14 protein-coding genes are annotated in these 18,068 nt (G+C 73.6%); 10 read left to right on the forward strand and 4 right to left on the reverse strand.

Translation table 11 applies throughout. The features are described 5' to 3' along the window. Positions 1 to 206: 206 nt before the first annotated feature. Complete coding sequence (locus DVK44_RS21470) at positions 207 to 1,265, reverse strand: hypothetical protein (RefSeq protein ID WP_408055342.1); 1,059 nt, start codon at positions 1,263 to 1,265, stop codon at positions 207 to 209. Between DVK44_RS21470 and DVK44_RS21475 the strand changes: the two genes are divergently transcribed. From DVK44_RS21475 to sucD, 5 genes are all read left to right on the forward strand, one after another. Beyond that, positions 1,264 to 2,418, forward strand: coding sequence for an ATP-binding protein (locus DVK44_RS21475; protein WP_228447301.1), 1,155 nt, complete (start codon positions 1,264 to 1,266; stop codon positions 2,416 to 2,418). The two genes, DVK44_RS21470 and DVK44_RS21475, sit on opposite strands and share 2 nt — an antisense overlap. Then, a complete protein-coding gene (locus DVK44_RS21480; protein ID WP_114661121.1) occupies positions 2,415 to 4,751 on the forward strand; it encodes a DUF5682 family protein in 2,337 nt (778 codons plus the stop codon). Before DVK44_RS21475 ends, DVK44_RS21480 begins: the two co-directional genes overlap by 4 nt. Beyond that, positions 4,748 to 5,962, forward strand: a complete 1,215-nt coding sequence (locus DVK44_RS21485) for a VWA domain-containing protein (RefSeq protein ID WP_114661122.1) — start codon at positions 4,748 to 4,750, stop codon at positions 5,960 to 5,962. Before DVK44_RS21480 ends, DVK44_RS21485 begins: the two co-directional genes overlap by 4 nt. A gap of 239 nt (positions 5,963 to 6,201) precedes the next feature. Beyond that, positions 6,202 to 7,377 (forward strand): ADP-forming succinate--CoA ligase subunit beta, encoded by a 1,176-nt coding sequence (gene sucC, locus DVK44_RS21490; RefSeq protein ID WP_114661123.1) that lies wholly within the window; start codon positions 6,202 to 6,204, stop codon positions 7,375 to 7,377. 21 nt (positions 7,378 to 7,398) lie between these two features. Further along, on the forward strand, positions 7,399 to 8,283 hold the full coding sequence (sucD, locus tag DVK44_RS21495) for a succinate--CoA ligase subunit alpha (protein WP_114661124.1): 885 nt from the start codon (positions 7,399 to 7,401) through the stop codon (positions 8,281 to 8,283). 135 nt (positions 8,284 to 8,418) lie between these two features. Here the strand turns inward: sucD and DVK44_RS21500 are convergent, their stop codons facing one another. After that, the gene (locus DVK44_RS21500) at positions 8,419 to 9,846 is read right to left on the reverse strand and encodes a helix-turn-helix domain-containing protein (protein WP_114661125.1); all 1,428 of its coding nucleotides are present in this window, start codon (positions 9,844 to 9,846) and stop codon (positions 8,419 to 8,421) included. Between the two features lie 116 nt (positions 9,847 to 9,962). On the opposite strand from DVK44_RS21500, the gene DVK44_RS21505 reads away from it, so the two are divergent. Further along, positions 9,963 to 11,738 (forward strand): cell division protein PerM, encoded by a 1,776-nt coding sequence (locus DVK44_RS21505; protein WP_228447302.1) that lies wholly within the window; start codon positions 9,963 to 9,965, stop codon positions 11,736 to 11,738. Here DVK44_RS21505 and DVK44_RS21510 read toward each other — a convergent pair. Further along, on the reverse strand, positions 11,728 to 12,720 hold the full coding sequence (locus tag DVK44_RS21510; RefSeq protein ID WP_114661127.1) for a hypothetical protein: 993 nt from the start codon (positions 12,718 to 12,720) through the stop codon (positions 11,728 to 11,730). The two genes, DVK44_RS21505 and DVK44_RS21510, sit on opposite strands and share 11 nt — an antisense overlap. Positions 12,721 to 13,133: 413 nt before the next feature. Here DVK44_RS21510 and purN point away from each other — a divergent pair, with 413 nt between their 5' ends. Next, positions 13,134 to 13,730 (forward strand): phosphoribosylglycinamide formyltransferase, encoded by a 597-nt coding sequence (gene purN, locus DVK44_RS21515; protein WP_228447655.1) that lies wholly within the window; start codon positions 13,134 to 13,136, stop codon positions 13,728 to 13,730. Then, the gene (gene purH / locus DVK44_RS21520; protein ID WP_114661129.1) at positions 13,727 to 15,289 is read left to right on the forward strand and encodes a bifunctional phosphoribosylaminoimidazolecarboxamide formyltransferase/IMP cyclohydrolase; all 1,563 of its coding nucleotides are present in this window, start codon (positions 13,727 to 13,729) and stop codon (positions 15,287 to 15,289) included. The genes purN and purH overlap by 4 nt, the downstream gene beginning before the upstream one ends. 83 nt (positions 15,290 to 15,372) lie before the next feature. On the opposite strand, the gene DVK44_RS21525 is transcribed toward purH, so the two are convergent. Next, entirely contained in the window at positions 15,373 to 15,975 is a 603-nt protein-coding gene (locus DVK44_RS21525) for an RDD family protein (RefSeq protein ID WP_114661130.1), read from the reverse strand. A gap of 302 nt (positions 15,976 to 16,277) precedes the next feature. Between DVK44_RS21525 and DVK44_RS21530 the strand changes: the two genes are divergently transcribed. Both DVK44_RS21530 and DVK44_RS21535 read left to right on the forward strand, forming a co-directional pair. Next, positions 16,278 to 17,150 (forward strand): bifunctional methylenetetrahydrofolate dehydrogenase/methenyltetrahydrofolate cyclohydrolase, encoded by an 873-nt coding sequence (locus DVK44_RS21530; protein WP_114661131.1) that lies wholly within the window; start codon positions 16,278 to 16,280, stop codon positions 17,148 to 17,150. Between the two features lie 32 nt (positions 17,151 to 17,182). Continuing rightward, positions 17,183 to 17,878 carry a DUF3017 domain-containing protein gene (locus DVK44_RS21535; protein ID WP_114661132.1) on the forward strand — a complete coding sequence of 232 codons (696 nt, stop codon included), beginning with the start codon at positions 17,183 to 17,185 and terminating at the stop codon, positions 17,876 to 17,878. The last annotated feature ends 190 nt before the right edge of the window (positions 17,879 to 18,068 follow it).

Here is an 18,068-nt window from a genome sequence, read left to right on the forward strand (position 1 = left end):
CCCGTGCCGGGAGCAGACAGGGCCTGGACGAGTAAGTCCGAAGTCCCGTCTGCCCGGCGGCGCCCAGCACGCACGCTCGCCGCGTTCCCGAAATGCCCTAGTAGCTCCGCTACGAGGGCACCCCGGCGCCTTGCGATCGCACGCACCGGACACCGCCGGGCCCGCCCCAGGGGCGGACGACGCTACTTCGGACTTACTCGTCTAGGTCAGGTGAGCGGCACCGGTCCCGGTATGTCCTCGGCCCAGGCCGTCAGCGGAAGGAAGCCGCGGTGGCCGAACTCGCCGAAGACGGTGACCGGTCCGCCGCCGGAGAGCGCCGCGAGCTTCCACAGCCCGGAGCGGGACAGCCCCGCCGACGCGAGGGGCAGCGCGGCGCCGCCCACCGCGTCCGCCAGCTGCCAGCCGCCCCCGGCCCCCGGCACCGGCACGACCTGGCACAGCGTCACCGGCAGTGCGTCCAGCCAGGGATCGGTCAGCAGCGCCGCGCCGTACGCCTCGATCGCCGCCTCCGTGGAACCGCCGGGCGGCGGCTCCACGATGGGGGCCGGCGCGCCGAACCGCTCACCCCAGTCGGCCCGGAGCTGCCCGGCGCCCGGGTGCGGCACGATCTCGGCGTCGATCATCAGGCCCACCGGCAGCTCCAGCGCCGGGGCCCGGCCCCCCGCGCCGAACGAGAGCACCAGCGCCGAGCGCCCCGAATCCCGTCCGTACAGCCGGATCCGGCGCGTGACGAGCCTGCCGTCCGACGTGTCGTACCGCGCGAGCACCAGCCAGTGGTCCCGGACCGGCGGGCCCCCGGCGGACGAGGGGAGGCCGACCCGGGTGCGGACCGTGGCCGCCAGCGGCTCCGGCAGCCGGTCGCGGCCCTGCCATGCCGTGCTCAGCAGATGCAGCAGCGCGGACTCCTCCAGCAGCCGCGCCGGCCACCCGGGCCCCGAGCCGGGGATCGCCCCCAACTCCCGCACCCGGCCCGCCAGCCCGGGCGCCTGCGCGTCGACCATCCGGGCCGCCGTCTCCTCCCACATCCCGTCCCCCGACTGCTGCCCCGCGGCCAGCCCGCCGCGCAGCAGATCCGTCAGCCGCCGCTCCAACTCCGTCGCGCCCGCCGTGATCCGCGCGGCCCGCCGTTCCCCCGTCAGATTCATGTCCACGACGTTAGAGCCCCCCACTGACAATCGCTCTGACCTGCGGATACGGCCGATTGTCAGTGGCGTGGTGCACCGTGGAAACCCACATCGGGTCGAACGATCCGGAGGGGGAACCATGACCGTGACCCAGACCCAGTCCGACGCCCAAACCGACACCCAGACCGACACCCGAACCGAGCCCCAGACCGGCGCCGAGATCCTGCGCCCGCACGCCGAGGACGCGTTCGCCGATGAGCTGACGGCCCTGGCCGCCGCCGACGACCGGCCGCGGCCCGCCGGCTGGCGGCTGTCGCCCTGGGCCGTGGCCACCTATCTGCTCGGCGGCACCCTGCCCGGCGGGACGCTGATCACACCGAAGTACGTGGGACCGCGCCGGATCGTCGAAGTCGCCGTCACCACCCTCGCCACCGACCGGGCGCTGCTGCTCCTCGGCGTGCCGGGCACGGCCAAGACCTGGGTCTCCGAACATCTCGCGGCGGCCGTCAGCGGTGACTCGACGCTGCTCGTCCAGGGCACCGCGGGCACACCCGAGGAGGCGATCCGGTACGGCTGGAACTACGCGCGGCTCCTCGCCGAAGGCCCCAGCCGCGCCGCGCTCGTCCCCAGCCCGGTGCTGCGGGCCATGGCGGAGGGGATGACCGCGCGCGTCGAGGAGCTGACGCGTATCCCCGCCGATGTGCAGGACTCGCTCATCACGATCCTCTCCGAGAAGACCCTGCCGGTGCCCGAGCTGGGGCAGGAGGTGCGGGCCGTCCGCGGCTTCAACCTGATCGCGACGGCCAACGACCGGGACCGCGGGGTCAACGAGCTGTCCAGCGCGCTCCGCCGCCGGTTCAACACCGTCGTCCTGCCGCTCCCCGCCGACCCGGAGGCGGAGGTCGGCATCGTCGCGCGCCGTGTCGACCAGCTGGGGCGCTCGCTCGGTCTGCCGGGCGGGCCCGAGGGCATCGACGAGATCCGCCGGGTCGTCACGGTCTTCCGCGAACTGCGCGCCGGCGTCACGGCCGACGGCCGCACGAGGCTCAAGTCCCCTTCGGGGACGCTCTCCACCGCCGAGGCGATCTCCGTCGTCACCAACGGCCTCGCCCTCGCCGCCCACTTCGGTGACGGTGTGCTGCGCCCCGGCGACCTGGCGGCGGGCATCCTCGGCGCGGTCGTCCGCGATCCGGCGGCGGACCGGGTGATCTGGCGGGAGTACGTGGAGACGGTCGTCCGCGAGCGCGACGGCTGGCAGGACTTCTACCGAGCCTGCCGCGAGGCCGGCGCGTGACCACCGCGCGCGGGCCGCTGCTACTCGGGGTCAGGCACCACGGCCCCGGCTCCGCGCGGGCGGTCCGGGCCGCGCTCGACGCGGGCGCGCCCCGGGTCGTCCTGATCGAGGGGCCGCCCGAGGCGGATCCGCTGCTCGCGCTCGCCGCCGACCGGGCCATGCGGCCCCCGGTGGCGCTCCTGGCGCACGCCGTGGACGATCCGGGGCGCGCCGTGTTCTGGCCGCTGGCCGCGTTCTCCCCGGAGTGGGTCGCCCTGCGCTGGGCGCTGGACCACGGCGTACCGGCCCGGTTCATCGATCTGCCGGCCGCGCACTCCCTGGCGGCCGGGCCCGCGCCGGACGGCCCGGGTGACGACGGCGGGCCCGATCCGCTCGCCGCGCTCGCGGCTGCCGCCGGTCACGACAGCCCGGAGACCTGGTGGGAGGACGCCGTCGAGCACCGGGGGCCGGGGACCGGGTCCGGCGGCCCCTTCGCGCCGTTCGACGCCGTCGCCGAGGCGATGTCCGCGCTGCGCGAGGAGTACGGCGACGGCGGATCCGCGCGCGATCGGGTCCGCGAGGCCCATATGCGGCTTCAGTTGCGTTCGGCGCGCAAGGAGTTCGCGGAGCACGGCGACGCGGCGGTCGCCGTCGTCTGCGGCGCCTGGCATGTGCCCGCGCTGCGCGAGCGGACCACCCTCGCCGCCGACCGCGCCCTGTTGAAGGGGCTGCCGAAGGTCAGGACCGACATCACCTGGGTGCCCTGGACCCACCGCAGGCTGGCCCGCCGCAGCGGTTACGGCGCGGGCATCGACGCCCCCGGCTGGTACGGGCATCTCTTCGACGCGCCCGACCGGCCCGTGGAGCGCTGGCTCACGAAGGTCGCGGGGCTGCTGCGCGAGGAGGACCACCCCGTGTCGCCCGCCCATGTCATCGAGGCCGTACGGCTCGCCGAGGCCCTCGCCGCCCTGCGCGGCCGGCCGCTCGCCGGGTTGGCCGAGACCATGGACGCGGTCCGGGCCGTCCTGTGCGAGGGCTCCGACGTGCCGGTCGGGCTCATCAAGGAGCGGCTCGTCGTCGGTGATGTGCTCGGTGAGGTCCCCGACACGGCGCCCGCCGTGCCGCTTCAGCGCGATCTCACCCGGCTCCAGCGCTCCCTGCGCCTCAAGCCGCAGGCCGGGGAGCGCGAGCTTGACCTCGACCTCCGTAAGGAGGGCGACGCGGCGAAGAGCGCGCTGCTGCACCGGCTGCGGCTGCTCGGCGTCGGCTGGGGCGAGCCCGCCGAAGGCAGGACGGGCACCGGCACCTTCCGGGAGGGCTGGCGGCTGCGCTGGGAGCCCGAACTCGCCGTACGGGTCGCGGAAGCCGGCGTCTGGGGCACGACCGTGCTCGCCGCCGCGACCGCCAGGGCGGAGTCCCTGGCCCGCTCGGCGGTCACGCTCGCGGAGGTCACGGCGCTGGCCGAGAGCTGCCTCCCGGCCGCGCTGCCGGACGCCCTCCCCGTCGTCATGCGGGCCCTCGCGGACCGGGCCGCCCTGGACACCGATGTCGGCCGCCTCGCACGGGCGCTGCCGGCACTGGCCCGCGCGGCGCGGTACGGAGACGTACGGACCGGGACCGGCGCCAAGACCGGCAGCGGTACCGGCACCGCGGCTCTCGCGGAGGTCGCGGCCGGGCTCGCGGAACGCGTCTGTGTGGGGCTGCCGCCCGCCTGCGCCGGGCTCGACGCGGACGGCGCCGCCGAGATGCGCGGCCATCTCGACCGCGCACACACCGCCATCGGCCTGCTGACCGGCGGCCAGGACCGGGCCGGGGAGGCCGCCGGGCTGCGAGGGCGCTGGGAGGGCGTCCTCCACAGACTCGCGGAACGGGACACCGTGTCCGGCGGGATCCGGGGCCGGGCCGTCCGCCTGCTGCTGGACGACGGGCGACTCGACCGGGACCGGGCCGCCGTTCTGATGGGGCTCGCCCTGTCGCCCGGCGTCCCGCCCCCGGAGGCCGCCGCCTGGATGGAGGGCTTCCTGGGCGGCGCGCCGGGCGGCGGCCTGATCCTGGTCCACGACGAACGCCTTCTCGGCCTCGTCGACGCCTGGCTGACCGGGGTGGCGCCCGGCGCCTTCACGGACGTACTGCCGCTGCTGCGACGCACGTTCTCCGCGTACGAACCGGGCGTACGCCGCGCGCTGGGCGAGCGCGTACGGCGCGGGCCGGGCGGCGCCGGGGGCCCGGCCGGGCACGGGCCCGGCGCGCCGGGCTTCGGCCCCGGCCTGGACGAGGGCCGCGCCGACGCCGTAATGCCGCTCCTCACGCTCATCCTCGACAGGACCCACGATCTCGCGGAGGTGACGGGATGACCACGGACCCGGACGTGCGGGAAGAGCGGCTGCGCCGCTGGCGGATGGTGCTCGGCGGGGACGGCGCCGACGGGACGGGACACGCCCTCACCGGCACGGACGCGGCGATGGACGGCGCGCTGACCGCCCTGTACGGAGCGGGAAACGGGACAGGGAGCCCCGGCCCGGGCTCCGGTCCCGGCCCCACCGCCGGGGGAGGCCGGGCGGCCGGGGGCGGCCGGGCCGGCGGTCTCGGCGGATCGGCGCCGTCCGTGGCGCGCTGGCTCGGCGACATCCGTACGTACTTCCCGAGCACCGTCGTCCAGGTCATGCAGCGCGACGCGATCGACCGGCTCGGTCTCGCCTCGCTGCTGCTGGAGCCCGAGACCCTGGCGGCGGTCGAGCCCGACGTCCATCTCGTCGCCACCCTGCTCTCGCTCGGCAGGGCCATGCCCGAGACCACCCGGGAGACCGCCCGCGCCGTCGTCCGCCAGGTCGTCCAGGACCTCGAACGGCGGCTCGCCGCCCGTACCCGCACCACGCTCGGCGGCGCGCTCGACCGCTCCGCGCGGATCAGCCGACCGCGCCACCGGGACATCGACTGGGACCGGACGATCCGCGCCAACCTCAAGAACCGGCTGCCGGAGCGCGGCACGATCGTCCCCGAACGGCTCGTCGGACACGGCCGGTCCTCCCGGGCGGTGCGCAAGGAGATCATCCTCTGCGTCGACCAGTCCGGGTCGATGGCCGCCTCCGTCGTCCACGCCGCCGTCTTCGGCGCGGTCCTGGCCTCCATGGGGTCCCTGGCCACTCGGCTCGTCGTCTTCGACACCGCCGTCGCCGACCTCACCGATCAGCTCGCCGACCCCGTCGACGTGCTCTTCGGCACCCGGCTCGGCGGTGGCACCGACATCAACCGGGCGCTTACGTACTGCCGCTCCAGGATCACCCGTCCGGCGGACACCGTCGTCGTACTCATCAGCGATCTCTACGAAGGGGGGATACGCGACGGGATGACCGCGCGGGTCGCGGAGATGAAGGCGTCCGGCGTGGAGGTCGTGGCGCTGCTCGCGCTCTCGGACGAGGGGACGCCCGCCTACGACCGCGCGCACGCGGCGGCCCTCGCCGCGCTGGGGGTGCCCGCCTTCGCGTGCACGCCGGACCGCTTCCCGGAGGTGATGGCGGCGGCGCTGGAGAAACGCCCGATTCCTGTACCGGACACCGATCTGTGAAGGCGCGATGTGACGGGTATCACCGCTCTGTGACAGGTATCACCGCTCATGTGTGATCCGCGATTTAGGGACCCACGGCGCACGGGGATAACCTGCGAGGCGGACATGCCGCGTACCGGACAGCGTGTACGCCTCCCTCAGTGACAGTGCAGTCACGTTGCCCTTCGCGGCACGCCCACGCAGACAACGAACCCGCGATCACCAGGCTGCGGTTTTAAGAAGACAAGGGACGGACGCGCGTGGACCTGTTCGAGTATCAGGCGAGGGACCTCTTCGCCAAGCACGGTGTACCGGTGCTGGCCGGTGAAGTCATCGAAACGCCTGAGGCCGCCCGCGAGGTGACCGAGCGTCTCGGCGGCAAGGCCGTCGTCAAGGCGCAGGTCAAGGTCGGTGGCCGCGGAAAGGCCGGCGGCGTGAAGCTGGCCTCCGACGCGGCGGACGCGGTCGAGAAGGCCGGTCAGATCCTGGGCATGGACATCAAGGGCCACACGGTCCACAAGGTCATGCTCGCCCAGACCGCGGACATCGCGGAGGAGTACTACGTCTCCTTCCTGCTGGACCGCACCAACCGCACCTTCCTCGCCATGGCCTCCGTCGAGGGCGGCGTGGAGATCGAGGTCGTCGCGGAGGAGAACCCCGACGCGCTGGCCAAGATCCCGGTCGATGCCAACGAGGGCTGCACGCCCGAGAAGGCCGCCGAGATCGTCGCCGCCGCGAAGTTCCCGGCCGAGATCGCGGACCAGGTCGCGGACGTGCTCCAGAAGCTGTGGACGGTCTTCATCAAGGAGGACGCCCTCCTTGTCGAGGTCAACCCGCTGATCAAGTCCGGCGACGGCAAGATCATCGCGCTCGACGGCAAGGTCTCGCTGGACGAGAACGCCGAGTTCCGCCAGCCGGAGCACGAGGCGCTGGAGGACAAGGCCGCGGCGAACCCGCTGGAGGCCGCCGCCAAGGTGAAGAACCTCAACTACGTCAAGCTCGACGGCGAGGTCGGCATCATCGGCAACGGCGCGGGTCTGGTCATGTCGACCCTCGACGTCGTCGCGTACGCCGGTGAGGCGCACGGCGGCGTGAAGCCCGCCAACTTCCTCGACATCGGTGGCGGCGCCTCCGCCGAGGTCATGGCGAACGGCCTGGAGATCATCCTCGGCGACCCGGACGTCAAGTCCGTGTTCGTCAACGTCTTCGGTGGCATCACCGCGTGCGACGAGGTCGCCAACGGCATCGTCCAGGCGCTGGAGCTGCTCGCCAGCAAGGGCGAGAAGGTCGAGAAGCCGCTGGTCGTGCGGCTCGACGGCAACAACGCGGAGCTGGGTCGCAAGATCCTGTCCGACGCCAACCACCCGCTCGTGCAGCGCGTGGACACCATGGACGGCGCGGCCGACAAGGCCGCCGAGCTGGCCGCGGCCAAGTAAAAGGACAGGGACTCCAACACCATGGCTATTTTCCTGACCAAGGAAAGCAAGGTCATCGTCCAGGGGATGACCGGCGCCACCGGCATGAAGCACACCAAGCTCATGCTCGCCGACGGCACCAACATCGTCGGCGGCGTGAACCCCCGTAAGGCCGGTACGTCGGTCGAGTTCGGCGAGACCTCCGTACCCGTCTTCGGCTCGGTGGCCGAGGCCATCGAGAAGACCGGCGCCGACGTCTCCGTCGTCTTCGTGCCGCCGGCCTTCGCCAAGGCCGCCGTCGTCGAGGCGATCGACGCCGAGATCGGGCTGGTCGTCGTCATCACCGAGGGCATCGCGGTCCACGACTCCGCCGCCTTCTGGGCGTACGCGAGCAGCAAGGGCAACAAGACCCGCATCATCGGTCCGAACTGCCCCGGTCTGATCACCCCCGGTCAGTCCAACGCCGGCATCATCCCGGGCGACATCACCAAGCCCGGCCGGATCGGTCTCGTGTCCAAGTCCGGCACGCTGACCTACCAGATGATGTACGAGCTGCGCGACATCGGCTTCTCCTCGGCCGTCGGCATCGGTGGCGACCCGGTCATCGGTACGACGCACATCGACGCGCTCGCCGCGTTCGAGGCCGACCCCGAGACCGACCTCATCGTGATGATCGGCGAGATCGGCGGCGACGCCGAGGAGCGCGCGGCCGACTTCATCGCGAAGAACGTCACCAAGCCGGTCGTCGGCTACGTCGCGGGCTTCACCGCGCCCGAGGGCAAGACCATGGGCCACGCCGGCGCCATCGTCTCCGGCTCCTCCGGCACGGCCCAGGCGAAGAAGGAGGCCCTGGAGGCCGCCGGTGTGAAGGTCGGCAAGACGCCGACCGAGACGGCCGGGCTCGCCCGCGCCATCCTCGCCGGCTGACACCGGGCACGGCAGCGGCCCGGGCCAGGGCCCGGGTCACGGCACTCGCGCGTGGGCCCGTACTCCTTTCGGGGGGTACGGGCCCACGCGCGTTTCGCCGTGCGCCGCGCCGGACGGCTTGCTCCGGTTATTCCGTCACTCCGGGCGCGGCAAGAGGCGGTACGGGCCGTTCGCCGGCTGGGCGCGGAGATGGGCGCGGAGCTTCACGTCCTGCCGGGTCAGCCGCTGCGGACCGGCCGCGGCGGGGACTCCGCCGACCCGCTCACCCGCGGCCACCGGCGCGTGGTACTGGGTCGGGGCGGTGGTCACGGTGAAGGCCGTGGCGCCGACGATCAGCGTGGTGAACGAGATGGCGGCCCGCGTCCAGAGCCGGATCCGCCGCTCGCTGCGCGTCCGTACGGTCCCCGGCGGCGCGAGCGACGGCGGGGTGACCGCGCCCGCCAGCGCGTCGAGGCGCGCGTGCAGCAGCGCCGGATCCGCCAGCTCCGGCAGGTGCGCGGCGAGCGCGGCGCGGGCGTGCATCAGCCGGTTGACGGTGGCCGGGGTGCTCGCCTCGGTCTCGGCGGCGGTCTCCGGCAGATCGAGCCGCAGACCGTCGTAGAGCAGCAGCGTCCGGCGGTACGAGGGCGGCAGCGCGAGCAGCGCCTCGTGCAGTGCCCGGGCGCCGGGGCCCTGGAGTTCGCCGGGGGTCGCCGGATCGGGGTGCCGGTGGGCGCGGCGCATCGAGTGCCAGGGCGACATCGCGTACTCGTACGCGGCGACCCGTACCCAGCCCGGCGGATCGCGGTCCACGGCGACCTCCGGCCAGCGCTGCCAGGCCAGATGGAACGCCTGCTCGACGGACTCCTTGGACAGGGCGCGCCGTCCGGTGAGCAGGAATGTCTGGCGGGCAAGGGCGGGCCCGGTGTACGTGTACAGCACGTCGAACGCCTGCTCGGGGGTGGTCGCGGCGGCGAGGGCGGCCAGGGCGGCGGCCTTGGCTTCGGCGGCCCGCGCGGCGGCCTCGGCTTCGGCCACCGCCGCCGCTTCCACCGCCGCCGCCACTGCTGCCGCTGCCTCCGCCTCCGCTTCGGCGGCGATGACCGACTCCGCCGATGACGCTGACACCGCCTCAGCTCCGCTGTCGGCAGGCGCCACGAGCACGGCCGCGGCGGTCACCGGTCGCGCCGCCGGTTCCGCGGCCGGCTCGGCGCGCGGCTCCGGGTGCGACCCCGGGTGCTGGTCCGGGTGCTGCTCGGGGTGGTCCTGGAGCGGTGCGCCGTGGGTGTTCAGGAGACGGGCCGCCGTCCGTTCCTGAGCCGCCTTCACCGCCGCCCGTTCCGTTCTGCGGGCCAGCGCCGCCCGCTCCAGCAGCTCCAGCTCGATCCCGGCGAGCAGCTTCGCGTACGACTCCCGCTTACGGCCCCGGGGATTCGTACGGCCGGTCTCCCAGGACCTGATCGTCGACCGCGTGACGCCCACCGCCGTCGCGATCTGCTTCTCCGTCAGCGGCTTGGCCTCACGCAGCCTGCGGCGCTCCTCGGGAGGCGGCAGCGTGGCGCTCCGCGTGGTGTTCTGCGTCATGTAGGGCTCCCCACAGCGCGATACTGGGTAAAAAAGCACATAAACGTATATTGGTCGACACGGCGAGTATTCGCCTGTTACGTGGATACGGCGCGTGTCGTGGGCAGCATGACCTTGTGACCCAATTGACCGAGTGCAGCACGCCGTTGTCTTCGGCCTCCGCGGTGGAGCGGGGCCGGGCCGCCGCGCTGACCGCCGCCTTCCTCCGTGGAGCCATCGCCGCCGGCCTCGGGCTCGGCGCGCTCGCCGTGCTGGTCATGGCGGCGTGGATCATCTCGCCGTATCCGGACAGCGGCGCCGGTGGGGCCCTGCGGGTGACGGCCGGGCTCTGGCTGCTGGCGCACGGGGTCGAGCTGATCCGCCCCGACACCCTGTCAGGGACCCCGGCGCCGCTCGGTGTCGTGCCGATACTCCTCCTCGCCCTGCCGGTCTGGCTGGTGTACCGGACGGTGCGGGACACACTCGAACCGGACGAGGGGCGGCCGCGGCTCACCGCGTTCGGCGCGGTGTCCACGGTGTGCGGCGGATATCTGCTGGTCGGGGCCGCCGCCGTGGTCTTCGCGGCGAGCGGTCCGCTGATCGGGCGGCCGTCGCGCGCGGCCGTCGCGCTGCCGCTCCTCGTGCTGGCGTCCTCGGCGGCCGGGGCATGGCGGGCGGGCGGCCGGCGGCGCGGCGCGCTGCCCCGCCGGCTGCCGGGCGCCGTCCGGGCGGCGCTGGTCCGTACGGTGCGGTCGCCCGGCGCCCGAAGACGGACGGCGGTGGCGGGGCGGGCCGGGGCCGCGGCCGTCCTGCTGCTGCTGGGCGGTGGCGCGCTGCTCGTCGGGGTGTCGCTCGGCCGGCACATGGACCCGGCGCACGCCTCGTTCGTGAGCCTGGCGGGGGACTGGTCCGGGCGGTTCGCCGTGCTGCTCCTCGGGCTGGCCCTCGTGCCGAACGCGGCGGTCTGGGGCGCGGCGTACGGGCTGGGCCCCGGCTTCGCGCTCGGTACGGCGGCGACGGCCACCCCGCTCGGCGTCGTCGGCACCCCGGCCCTGCCGTCCTTCCCGCTCCTCGCGGCGGTGCCGGGCGTCGGCCCGGGGACGGCGGCGAACTGGGCGGCCGGGCTGGTGCCGGTGGCGGCGGGGCTGGCGGTCGCCTGGTTCACGGTCCGTACGGCGGCGCCTCCGTACTCCGTACGGGACGAGGCGTGGAGCGCGCGCGAGACGGCGCTGACGGCGGGGCTCGCCGGCGGGGTGTGCGCCGTGCTGACGGCGAGTCTGGCGGCGCTGTCGGGCGGGCCGCTGGGCAACAGCGAGCTGGCGGCCTTCGGCCCGGTGTGGTGGCTGACGGGCGCGGCGGCGCTGGGCTGGACGGTGGCGCTCGGTGTGCCGATGGCCCTCCTGCTGCGGACCTGGCGGCTGCGGGAGCGCCGGGCGGACGCCCTGGCGGAGCCAGAGACGGGGCCCGGGGCCGAGAGCGAGGCGCGGGCGGTCGCGGAGGCCGGGGAGCCGGGTCCGGCGGGCGGCGGCCGGTGGTGGGCGCCCTGGTGGCGCCGCGTGCCCCCGGGCGCTGCTCCGGCCGTCGTACCCGTACCCGTAACAGGGTCGGGGTTCGGATCCGGGCCCGGGCCGGTCGTGCAGGCCGTGGCGGGCGGTCCGGAGCCGGTGCCGTACGACGTCCTGCCCGTCGACGCGTGGCACGAGCGCGGGGCGCGTCAGGTGCGGTGGGCGGCGTTCAAGGAGGCGTCGGGCGGGCTGATGGCCGACTTCCCGGCCGCCCCGGAAGCCCCGACCGCTCCCGCTGCCCCCGCACCCGCCCCCACCCCTGCCCCCACCCCCGCTCCCGCCGCGGTGGAGCCGGAGGAGGGAGAGCGAGGTGAGAGCCCGGTGGTAGGTCCCGCGGTTACTCCTTGACGCCGAAGACCCGCTCCAGCGAGTGCGGCAGCAGCTCGTTGCAGGAGAGCTGGCCGGTCTTGGTGAGCGCGTCGTTGACGCAGGAGTAGTAGTCCGGGTAGGCGAGGCGCACACCGAAGGTCGTCGCGACGAAGAGCAGCGCGAGCGCGGCGGCGACCAGACCGCTCACCGCCGCCGTCCGCTGCGGCCGGGTGGATGAGGAGGCGCCCTGGTCCGGCGCGGTCTTCGTCAGGCGTACGGCGGCGGGGGAGGAGCCGGAGGCGCCGGCGGAGCCGTCGGTGACCGCGCTCTTCGCGCCGTCCTTGGCGTCCGCCGCCTTCGGTTTGTTCTTGTTGCGGAGCGAGCTGGCGCCCCAGTAGACGGCGAGCGAGCCGAGGAGCAGGGCGACCTCGGGCAGGTCGAAGAGCACGAAGAAGAGCGCCCACATCCCGCCGAGCAGCGCGTACCGCGCCCGGCGCTGGGACACGTCCGTCGGATCCCAGCGCAGCCCGCCGCGACCGCCGTCGGGGCCGTCCTGACCGCCGTCCTGGCCGGACTGGCCGCCCTGGCCCTGCTGGGCGCCGGGGCGGCTGCCGAAACCGCCCGACGAGCGGCCCGGCTGGCGGCTGCTCCACTGGCTGCCCCAGCCGCCCCGGCCGGAGCCGGAGCCGTCGTCGGCGGAGCCGCCGTTCTCCGGGAGGCGCGGCTGCCACGGCCGGTCGGGCGTGCCCTCGGGCGGCGGCGCGAACGGATTGTCCTCACCGGCGCCCGACGGCTCGCGGGTACTTCCGGAAGGCTCGGAAGGCGCTGCGGGCGAGGATCCCGAAGGCCCTGTGGATCCCGTGGAGGACCCCGAACCCTGGGTCTCCGGGGCATCCGAGGAGTCCGAGGAGCCCGGGGTCCCCGGCGAACCGGTGGAGGAGGACTGGCGTTCCCGTGGCAGCAGCACCGGTCCAGCGGGCGGCGGGAGGTGGAGAGCTGTGCGGCGGCGTCGGTCCGGCATCTGGTGAACGTCTTCCCCTCAGACCCTGCGCGTCAGACCCTGCGCGCGGGGGTCTTGTCTCGTCACTTCATGGCCCGTCTCGGAGACGGACCCGTCCCCAGACGCTACCTCCCGGCCCAGGACTTGTCGTCCAGGCCCCTTGCCGGGCCCCTTGCCGGGCACCGGGCCCGACGCGGGCGCGGGCCTCGCCCGGCACCGGGCGCGGCCCCCGTCCCGAGGGGGTGCGGCCGGCTGCCGGTATCGTTGCTGCCGGTCGGCTTCTTCGTAGAGTTCCCCGTATCGGGGGGCACGACTCGTTCGTACGACCGCACAAAGCTCCAAGAAAGGCGCCCGCTGTGGCCTCCCCTCCCCCCGGCCGGACGGCCCCTGCCCCGGCTACCGCCCCGGCCTCCGCCCCCGCGCCCGCCCGGCTCGTGGTGCTCGTCTCCGGCTCCGGTACGAACCTCCAAGCCCTGCTGGACGCCATCGGTGACAACCCCGCCGGTTACGGGGCGACGGTCGTCGCCGTCGGCGCCGACCGCGACGCGATCGCCGGTCTGGAGCGCGCCGAGCGCGCCGGGCTGCCGACCTTCGTCCGGCGGGTGAAGGACTACGGAACGCGCGCCGAGTGGGACGCCGCGCTCACCGACGCGACCGCGGCGTACGCGCCGGACCTGGTGATCTCGGCCGGCTTCATGAAGATCGTGGGCAAGGAGTTCCTGGCCCGCTTCGGCGGCCGGACCGTCAACACGCATCCCGCCCTGCTCCCCAGCTTTCCCGGTGCCCATGGTGTGCGCGACGCGCTCGCCTACGGAGCGAAGGTCACCGGCTGCACCGTCCACTTCGTCGACGACGGCGTCGACACCGGCCCGATCATCGCGCAGGGCGTGGTCGAGGTGCGGGACGAGGACGATGAAGACGCTCTCCACGAGCGCATCAAGGAAGTCGAGCGACGCCTGCTCGTCGAGGTCGTGGGGCGTCTGGCCCGGCACGGCTATCGCATTGAGGGACGAAAGGTAACGATCCAGTGACCGCCGAAGGTACGAAGCGCCCTATCCGCAGGGCTCTGGTCAGCGTCTACGACAAGACCGGCCTCGAAGAGCTGGCCCGTGGACTGCACGAGGCGGGCGTCACCCTGGTCTCGACCGGCTCCACCGCGTCGCGGATCGCCGCCGCGGGTGTCCCGGTCACCAAGGTCGAGGAGCTGACCGGCTTCCCGGAGTGCCTGGACGGCCGGGTCAAGACGCTGCACCCGCGCGTCCACGCGGGCATCCTCGCGGACCTCCGGCTGGAGTCCCACCGCGAGCAGCTCGCCGAGCTGGACGTCGAGCCGTTCGACCTCGTCGTCGTGAACCTCTACCCGTTCCGCGAGACGGTCGCCTCCGGCGCCTCCGCCGACGAGTGCGTCGAGCAGATCGACATCGGCGGCCCCTCCATGGTCCGCGCCGCCGCCAAGAACCACCCCTCGGTCGCCGTCGTCACCAGCCCCGAGCGGTACGCGGACGTCCTCGGCGCCGTCCAGGACGGCGGTTTCGACCTCACGACCCGCAAGCGCCTCGCGGCGGAGGCGTTCCAGCACACCGCCGCGTACGACGTGGCCGTCGCCTCCTGGTTCGCCGACGACTACGCGGCAGCGGATGACTCGGGCTTCCCGGACTTCCTGGGCGCCACGTACACCCGTAAGAACGTGCTCCGTTACGGCGAGAACCCGCACCAGCCCGCCGCGCTCTACACCAGCGCCGAGGGCGGTCTCGCGGAGGCCGAGCAGCTGCACGGCAAGGAGATGTCGTACAACAACTACACGGACACGGACGCCGCGCACCGTGCCGCGTACGACCACGCCGAGCCGTGCGTCGCGATCATCAAGCACGCCAACCCGTGCGGGATCGCCATCGGTGACGATGTCGCCGAGGCGCACCGCAAGGCGCACGAGTGTGACCCGCTGTCCGCGTTCGGCGGTGTGATCGCCGTCAACCGGCCGGTCTCCGTCGCGATGGCCGAGCAGGTCGCCGAGATCTTCACCGAGGTCATCGTCGCGCCCGGCTACGAGGACGGCGCCGTCGAGGTGCTGGCGCGCAAGAAGAACATCCGCGTGCTGCGCTGCCCCGACGCCCCCTCGGCGCGGGTCGAGGTCAAGCCGATCGACGGCGGGGCGCTGCTCCAGGTCACCGACCGGCTCCAGGCCGACGGCGACGACCCGGCCAACTGGACCCTCGCGACCGGCGAGGCGCTCACCGAGGACGAGCTGCGCGAACTGGCCTTCGCGTGGAAGGCGTCGCGCGCGGTCAAGTCCAACGCGATCCTGCTGGCCAAGGGCGGTGCCTCGGTGGGCGTCGGCATGGGCCAGGTCAACCGCGTCGACTCCGCGAAGCTCGCGGTCGAGCGGGCGGGGGAGGAGCGGGCGCGGGGCTCGTACGCGGCGTCGGACGCGTTCTTCCCGTTCCCCGACGGCCTGGAGATCCTGCTGGCCGCGGGCGTCAAGGCCGTGGTGCAGCCGGGCGGTTCGGTCCGGGACGAGCTGGTCGTCGAGGCGGCGAAGAAGGCGGGCGCGACGATGTACTTCACGGGGACGCGCCACTTCTTCCACTGAGCGGGCCTCGTTACGGCGAAGGCCGCGTTCCCTCCGGGGAACGCGGCCTTCGTGCCGTCGACCGGGCTTCGGTCACCGGGTGGTCACTTGGACTTGACGACCACCGTCGAGCAGACCTTGTCCGCGAACGTCTGCTTCTTCTGGTCCCACAGCGGCCACAGCCAGCCGATGTAGCAGGCGATGTTGTCCAGGAAGTGGGCGAGCCCGCGGACGAACGCCATACCGGCGCCGATCGGCTGGCCGTCGTTCTCGCGCAGCAGCCGGATGCCCACGACCTTCTTGCCGACCGTCTGACCGGTCGAGCCCTCCTGGATCACCTGCCAGATGAAGATGCCGAGCATGGCGAGCCCGCCGACCAGGGCGAGGACCGGGCCGATGCCGCCGTCGGAGCTTGCGCCGGCGACGAGGATGAAGTACGGCACGACGTACAGCAGGCCGTCGATGAGCTTGCCGCCGAACCGCAGGCCCCAGTGGGCGAGTTCCGGCATGCCGCCGCCGTAGCCGGGCTGGCCCTGCGGGTAGGCGCCGTACGGCTGGCCGGGCTGCTGGGGATAGCCGTAACCCTGCGGCGGTACACCCTGGGGGGCCTGCTGCGGGTAGCCGTAACCGGGCTGGGGCTGTCCCGGCTGCGGCTGGCCCGGCTGGCCCTGCTGGCCGTACGGGTTGTTGGGGTCGCCGAAACTCATGGGGTAATTCCTCCGTTGGTGGTGCTGGGGACGACGCGACCCGCACGGAGGAACTTCTCAGGTGCTACTGAGCGGTCTGCCCCCCGATACACTGCCGGCCGCGCGCTGCGCGGTAATCGTGGTATTAACTGCCCATTCTTGTCCAGTGGCTTTCGACAGCTGTTGTGCAAGTGCAACCTGTTGTGCGGTACGGCGACGGACGCGGCCGGGATCCGGACCGGGGCCCGTCGGGATCCGGCCCGGTCGCGGTCCGATCCCGGCCTGATTGGAACAGCGGAGGGGTAATCCGCGAGGATGGGGGTATGAGCGCCCAGATTCTCGATGGCAAGGCCACCGCAGCCGCGATCAAGTCCGATCTCACCGTCCGCGTGGCGGCCCTCAAGGAGCGGGGGATAACGCCGGGCCTGGGGACCCTGCTGGTCGGCGACGACCCGGGCAGCCGCTGGTACGTGAACGGCAAGCACCGCGACTGCGCCCAGGTCGGCATCGCCTCGATCCAGCGGGAGCTGCCGGACACGGCCTCCCAGGAGGAGATCGAGGCGGTCGTGGCGGAGCTGAACGCCAACCCCGAGTGCACGGGCTACATCGTGCAGCTCCCGCTGCCCAAGGGCATCGACACCAACCGGGTGCTGGAGCTGATGGACCCGGCCAAGGACGCCGACGGACTGCACCCGATGAGCCTCGGCCGGCTGGTGCTGGGCGTGGAGGGCCCGCTGCCCTGCACCCCGTTCGGCATCATCCAGCTGCTGCGTCACCACGGTGTCGAGATCAAGGGCGCGCATGTGGTGGTCGTGGGCCGCGGGATCACCGTCGGCCGGTCCATCCCGCTGCTGCTGACCCGGCGGACCGAGAACGCGACGGTGACGCAGTGCCACACCGGCACCCGTGATCTGCCGGCGCTGCTCAAGCAGGCCGACATCATCGTGGCGGCGGCGGGTGTGCCGCACATCATCAACCCCGAGGACGTCAAGGAGGGCGCCGTCGTGCTCGACGTCGGGGTCAGCCGTGACGCGGACGGCAAGATCGTCGGCGATGTCCACCCGGGCGTGGCGGAGGTGGCCTCCTGGATCTCGCCGAACCCGGGCGGTGTCGGCCCGATGACCCGCGCCCAGCTGCTGGTCAATGTCGTCGAGGCGGCCGAACGCACCGTCGACGCGGACGCGGACGCGGGCTGAGCGCGGGCCGAAGCGGAAAGGGGCGCCACACCATGGGTGCTGGTACGAGTGAGGGCGGCGCGGCCGGGCCCGCCGAGCAGCCGCGTGAGCCCGCCGAGGACCCGGTGCGGAACGACGGGAGCGGTGGCTCCGCGGGGGCTCCCGCGGAGACCGACAAGACGGCCGAGGCGGCCGAGGCTGCTGGGACCGATGAGGCGGCCGGGGCCACTGAGGCCAACGAGGGCGCGGGGGCGACGCCCGTACCCGTATCCGAGCCCGTACCCGTATCCGTGCCCGCGCGCGCCGATACGGGCCAGGGCCAGGGCGCGGGATCGGGCGCCGGCTCGGGCGACGACCCCGGCAGCCGGTTCTCGCTCACCCAGGACACGGCGCGCCCCGAGGGCGGCGGCCGGGCCGCCCCCCGCGACGCCGCCGCGCCGGTCCGGCAGTGGCCGCTGCTCGCCGTGCTCGGCACGACCGGGCTCGGGCTGCTGATCGTCGGTCTGCACCCCTTCGCCGAGGCCGTCCGGATCGGCACGATCCTCATCGGCGTCGCCCTGATCGGCGGCGCGGTCCTGCGCCGCGTCCTGCCGTCCGTCGGGATGCTCGCGGTCCGGTCCCGCTTCACCGACATGCTGACGTACGGCCTGCTCGGCGTCACGATCGTGCTGCTGTCCCTGATGACCCAGCCGAAGCCGTGGCTGGAGATCCCGTTCCTGGAGGACATCGTCCACTCGACCGTGCCTTAGCGGCGCGTGACTTGGGTGCGTGACTTCAGCGTGTGACTTCGGCAGGTGCGCGACGGCGTCCGTCCTCTCCCCCGGGATGAGGACGGACGCCGTCCTGCATGGCGGTGAGAGCAGCGTCACGGACCGCGAGCGACAGTTCAAGGTCCAGATGTGGCCTGTGGCACGGAAGTGACCATTCCGCCATGGTGTG

The sequence above is a fragment of the Streptomyces paludis genome (genome assembly GCF_003344965.1).
GTDB lineage: Bacteria > Actinomycetota > Actinomycetes > Streptomycetales > Streptomycetaceae > Streptomyces > Streptomyces paludis.

Bases quoted from the DNA above. Each gene is read 5' to 3' on its own strand.
- DVK44_RS21475 (WP_228447301.1), top strand. From the start codon at position 1,264: ATGACCGTGACCCAGACCCAGTCCGACGCCCAAACCGACACCCAGACC.
- DVK44_RS21470 (WP_408055342.1), bottom strand. From the start codon at position 1,265: ATGGTTCCCCCTCCGGATCGTTCGACCCGATGTGGGTTTCCACGGTGC.
- DVK44_RS21485 (WP_114661122.1), top strand. From the start codon at position 4,748: ATGACCACGGACCCGGACGTGCGGGAAGAGCGGCTGCGCCGCTGGCGG.
- sucD (WP_114661124.1), top strand. From the start codon at position 7,399: ATGGCTATTTTCCTGACCAAGGAAAGCAAGGTCATCGTCCAGGGGATG.
- DVK44_RS21500 (WP_114661125.1), bottom strand. From the start codon at position 9,846: ATGACGCAGAACACCACGCGGAGCGCCACGCTGCCGCCTCCCGAGGAG.
- DVK44_RS21510 (WP_114661127.1), bottom strand. From the start codon at position 12,720: ATGCCGGACCGACGCCGCCGCACAGCTCTCCACCTCCCGCCGCCCGCT.
- DVK44_RS21525 (WP_114661130.1), bottom strand. From the start codon at position 15,975: ATGAGTTTCGGCGACCCCAACAACCCGTACGGCCAGCAGGGCCAGCCG.
- DVK44_RS21530 (WP_114661131.1), top strand. From the start codon at position 16,278: ATGAGCGCCCAGATTCTCGATGGCAAGGCCACCGCAGCCGCGATCAAG.
- DVK44_RS21535 (WP_114661132.1), top strand. From the start codon at position 17,183: ATGGGTGCTGGTACGAGTGAGGGCGGCGCGGCCGGGCCCGCCGAGCAG.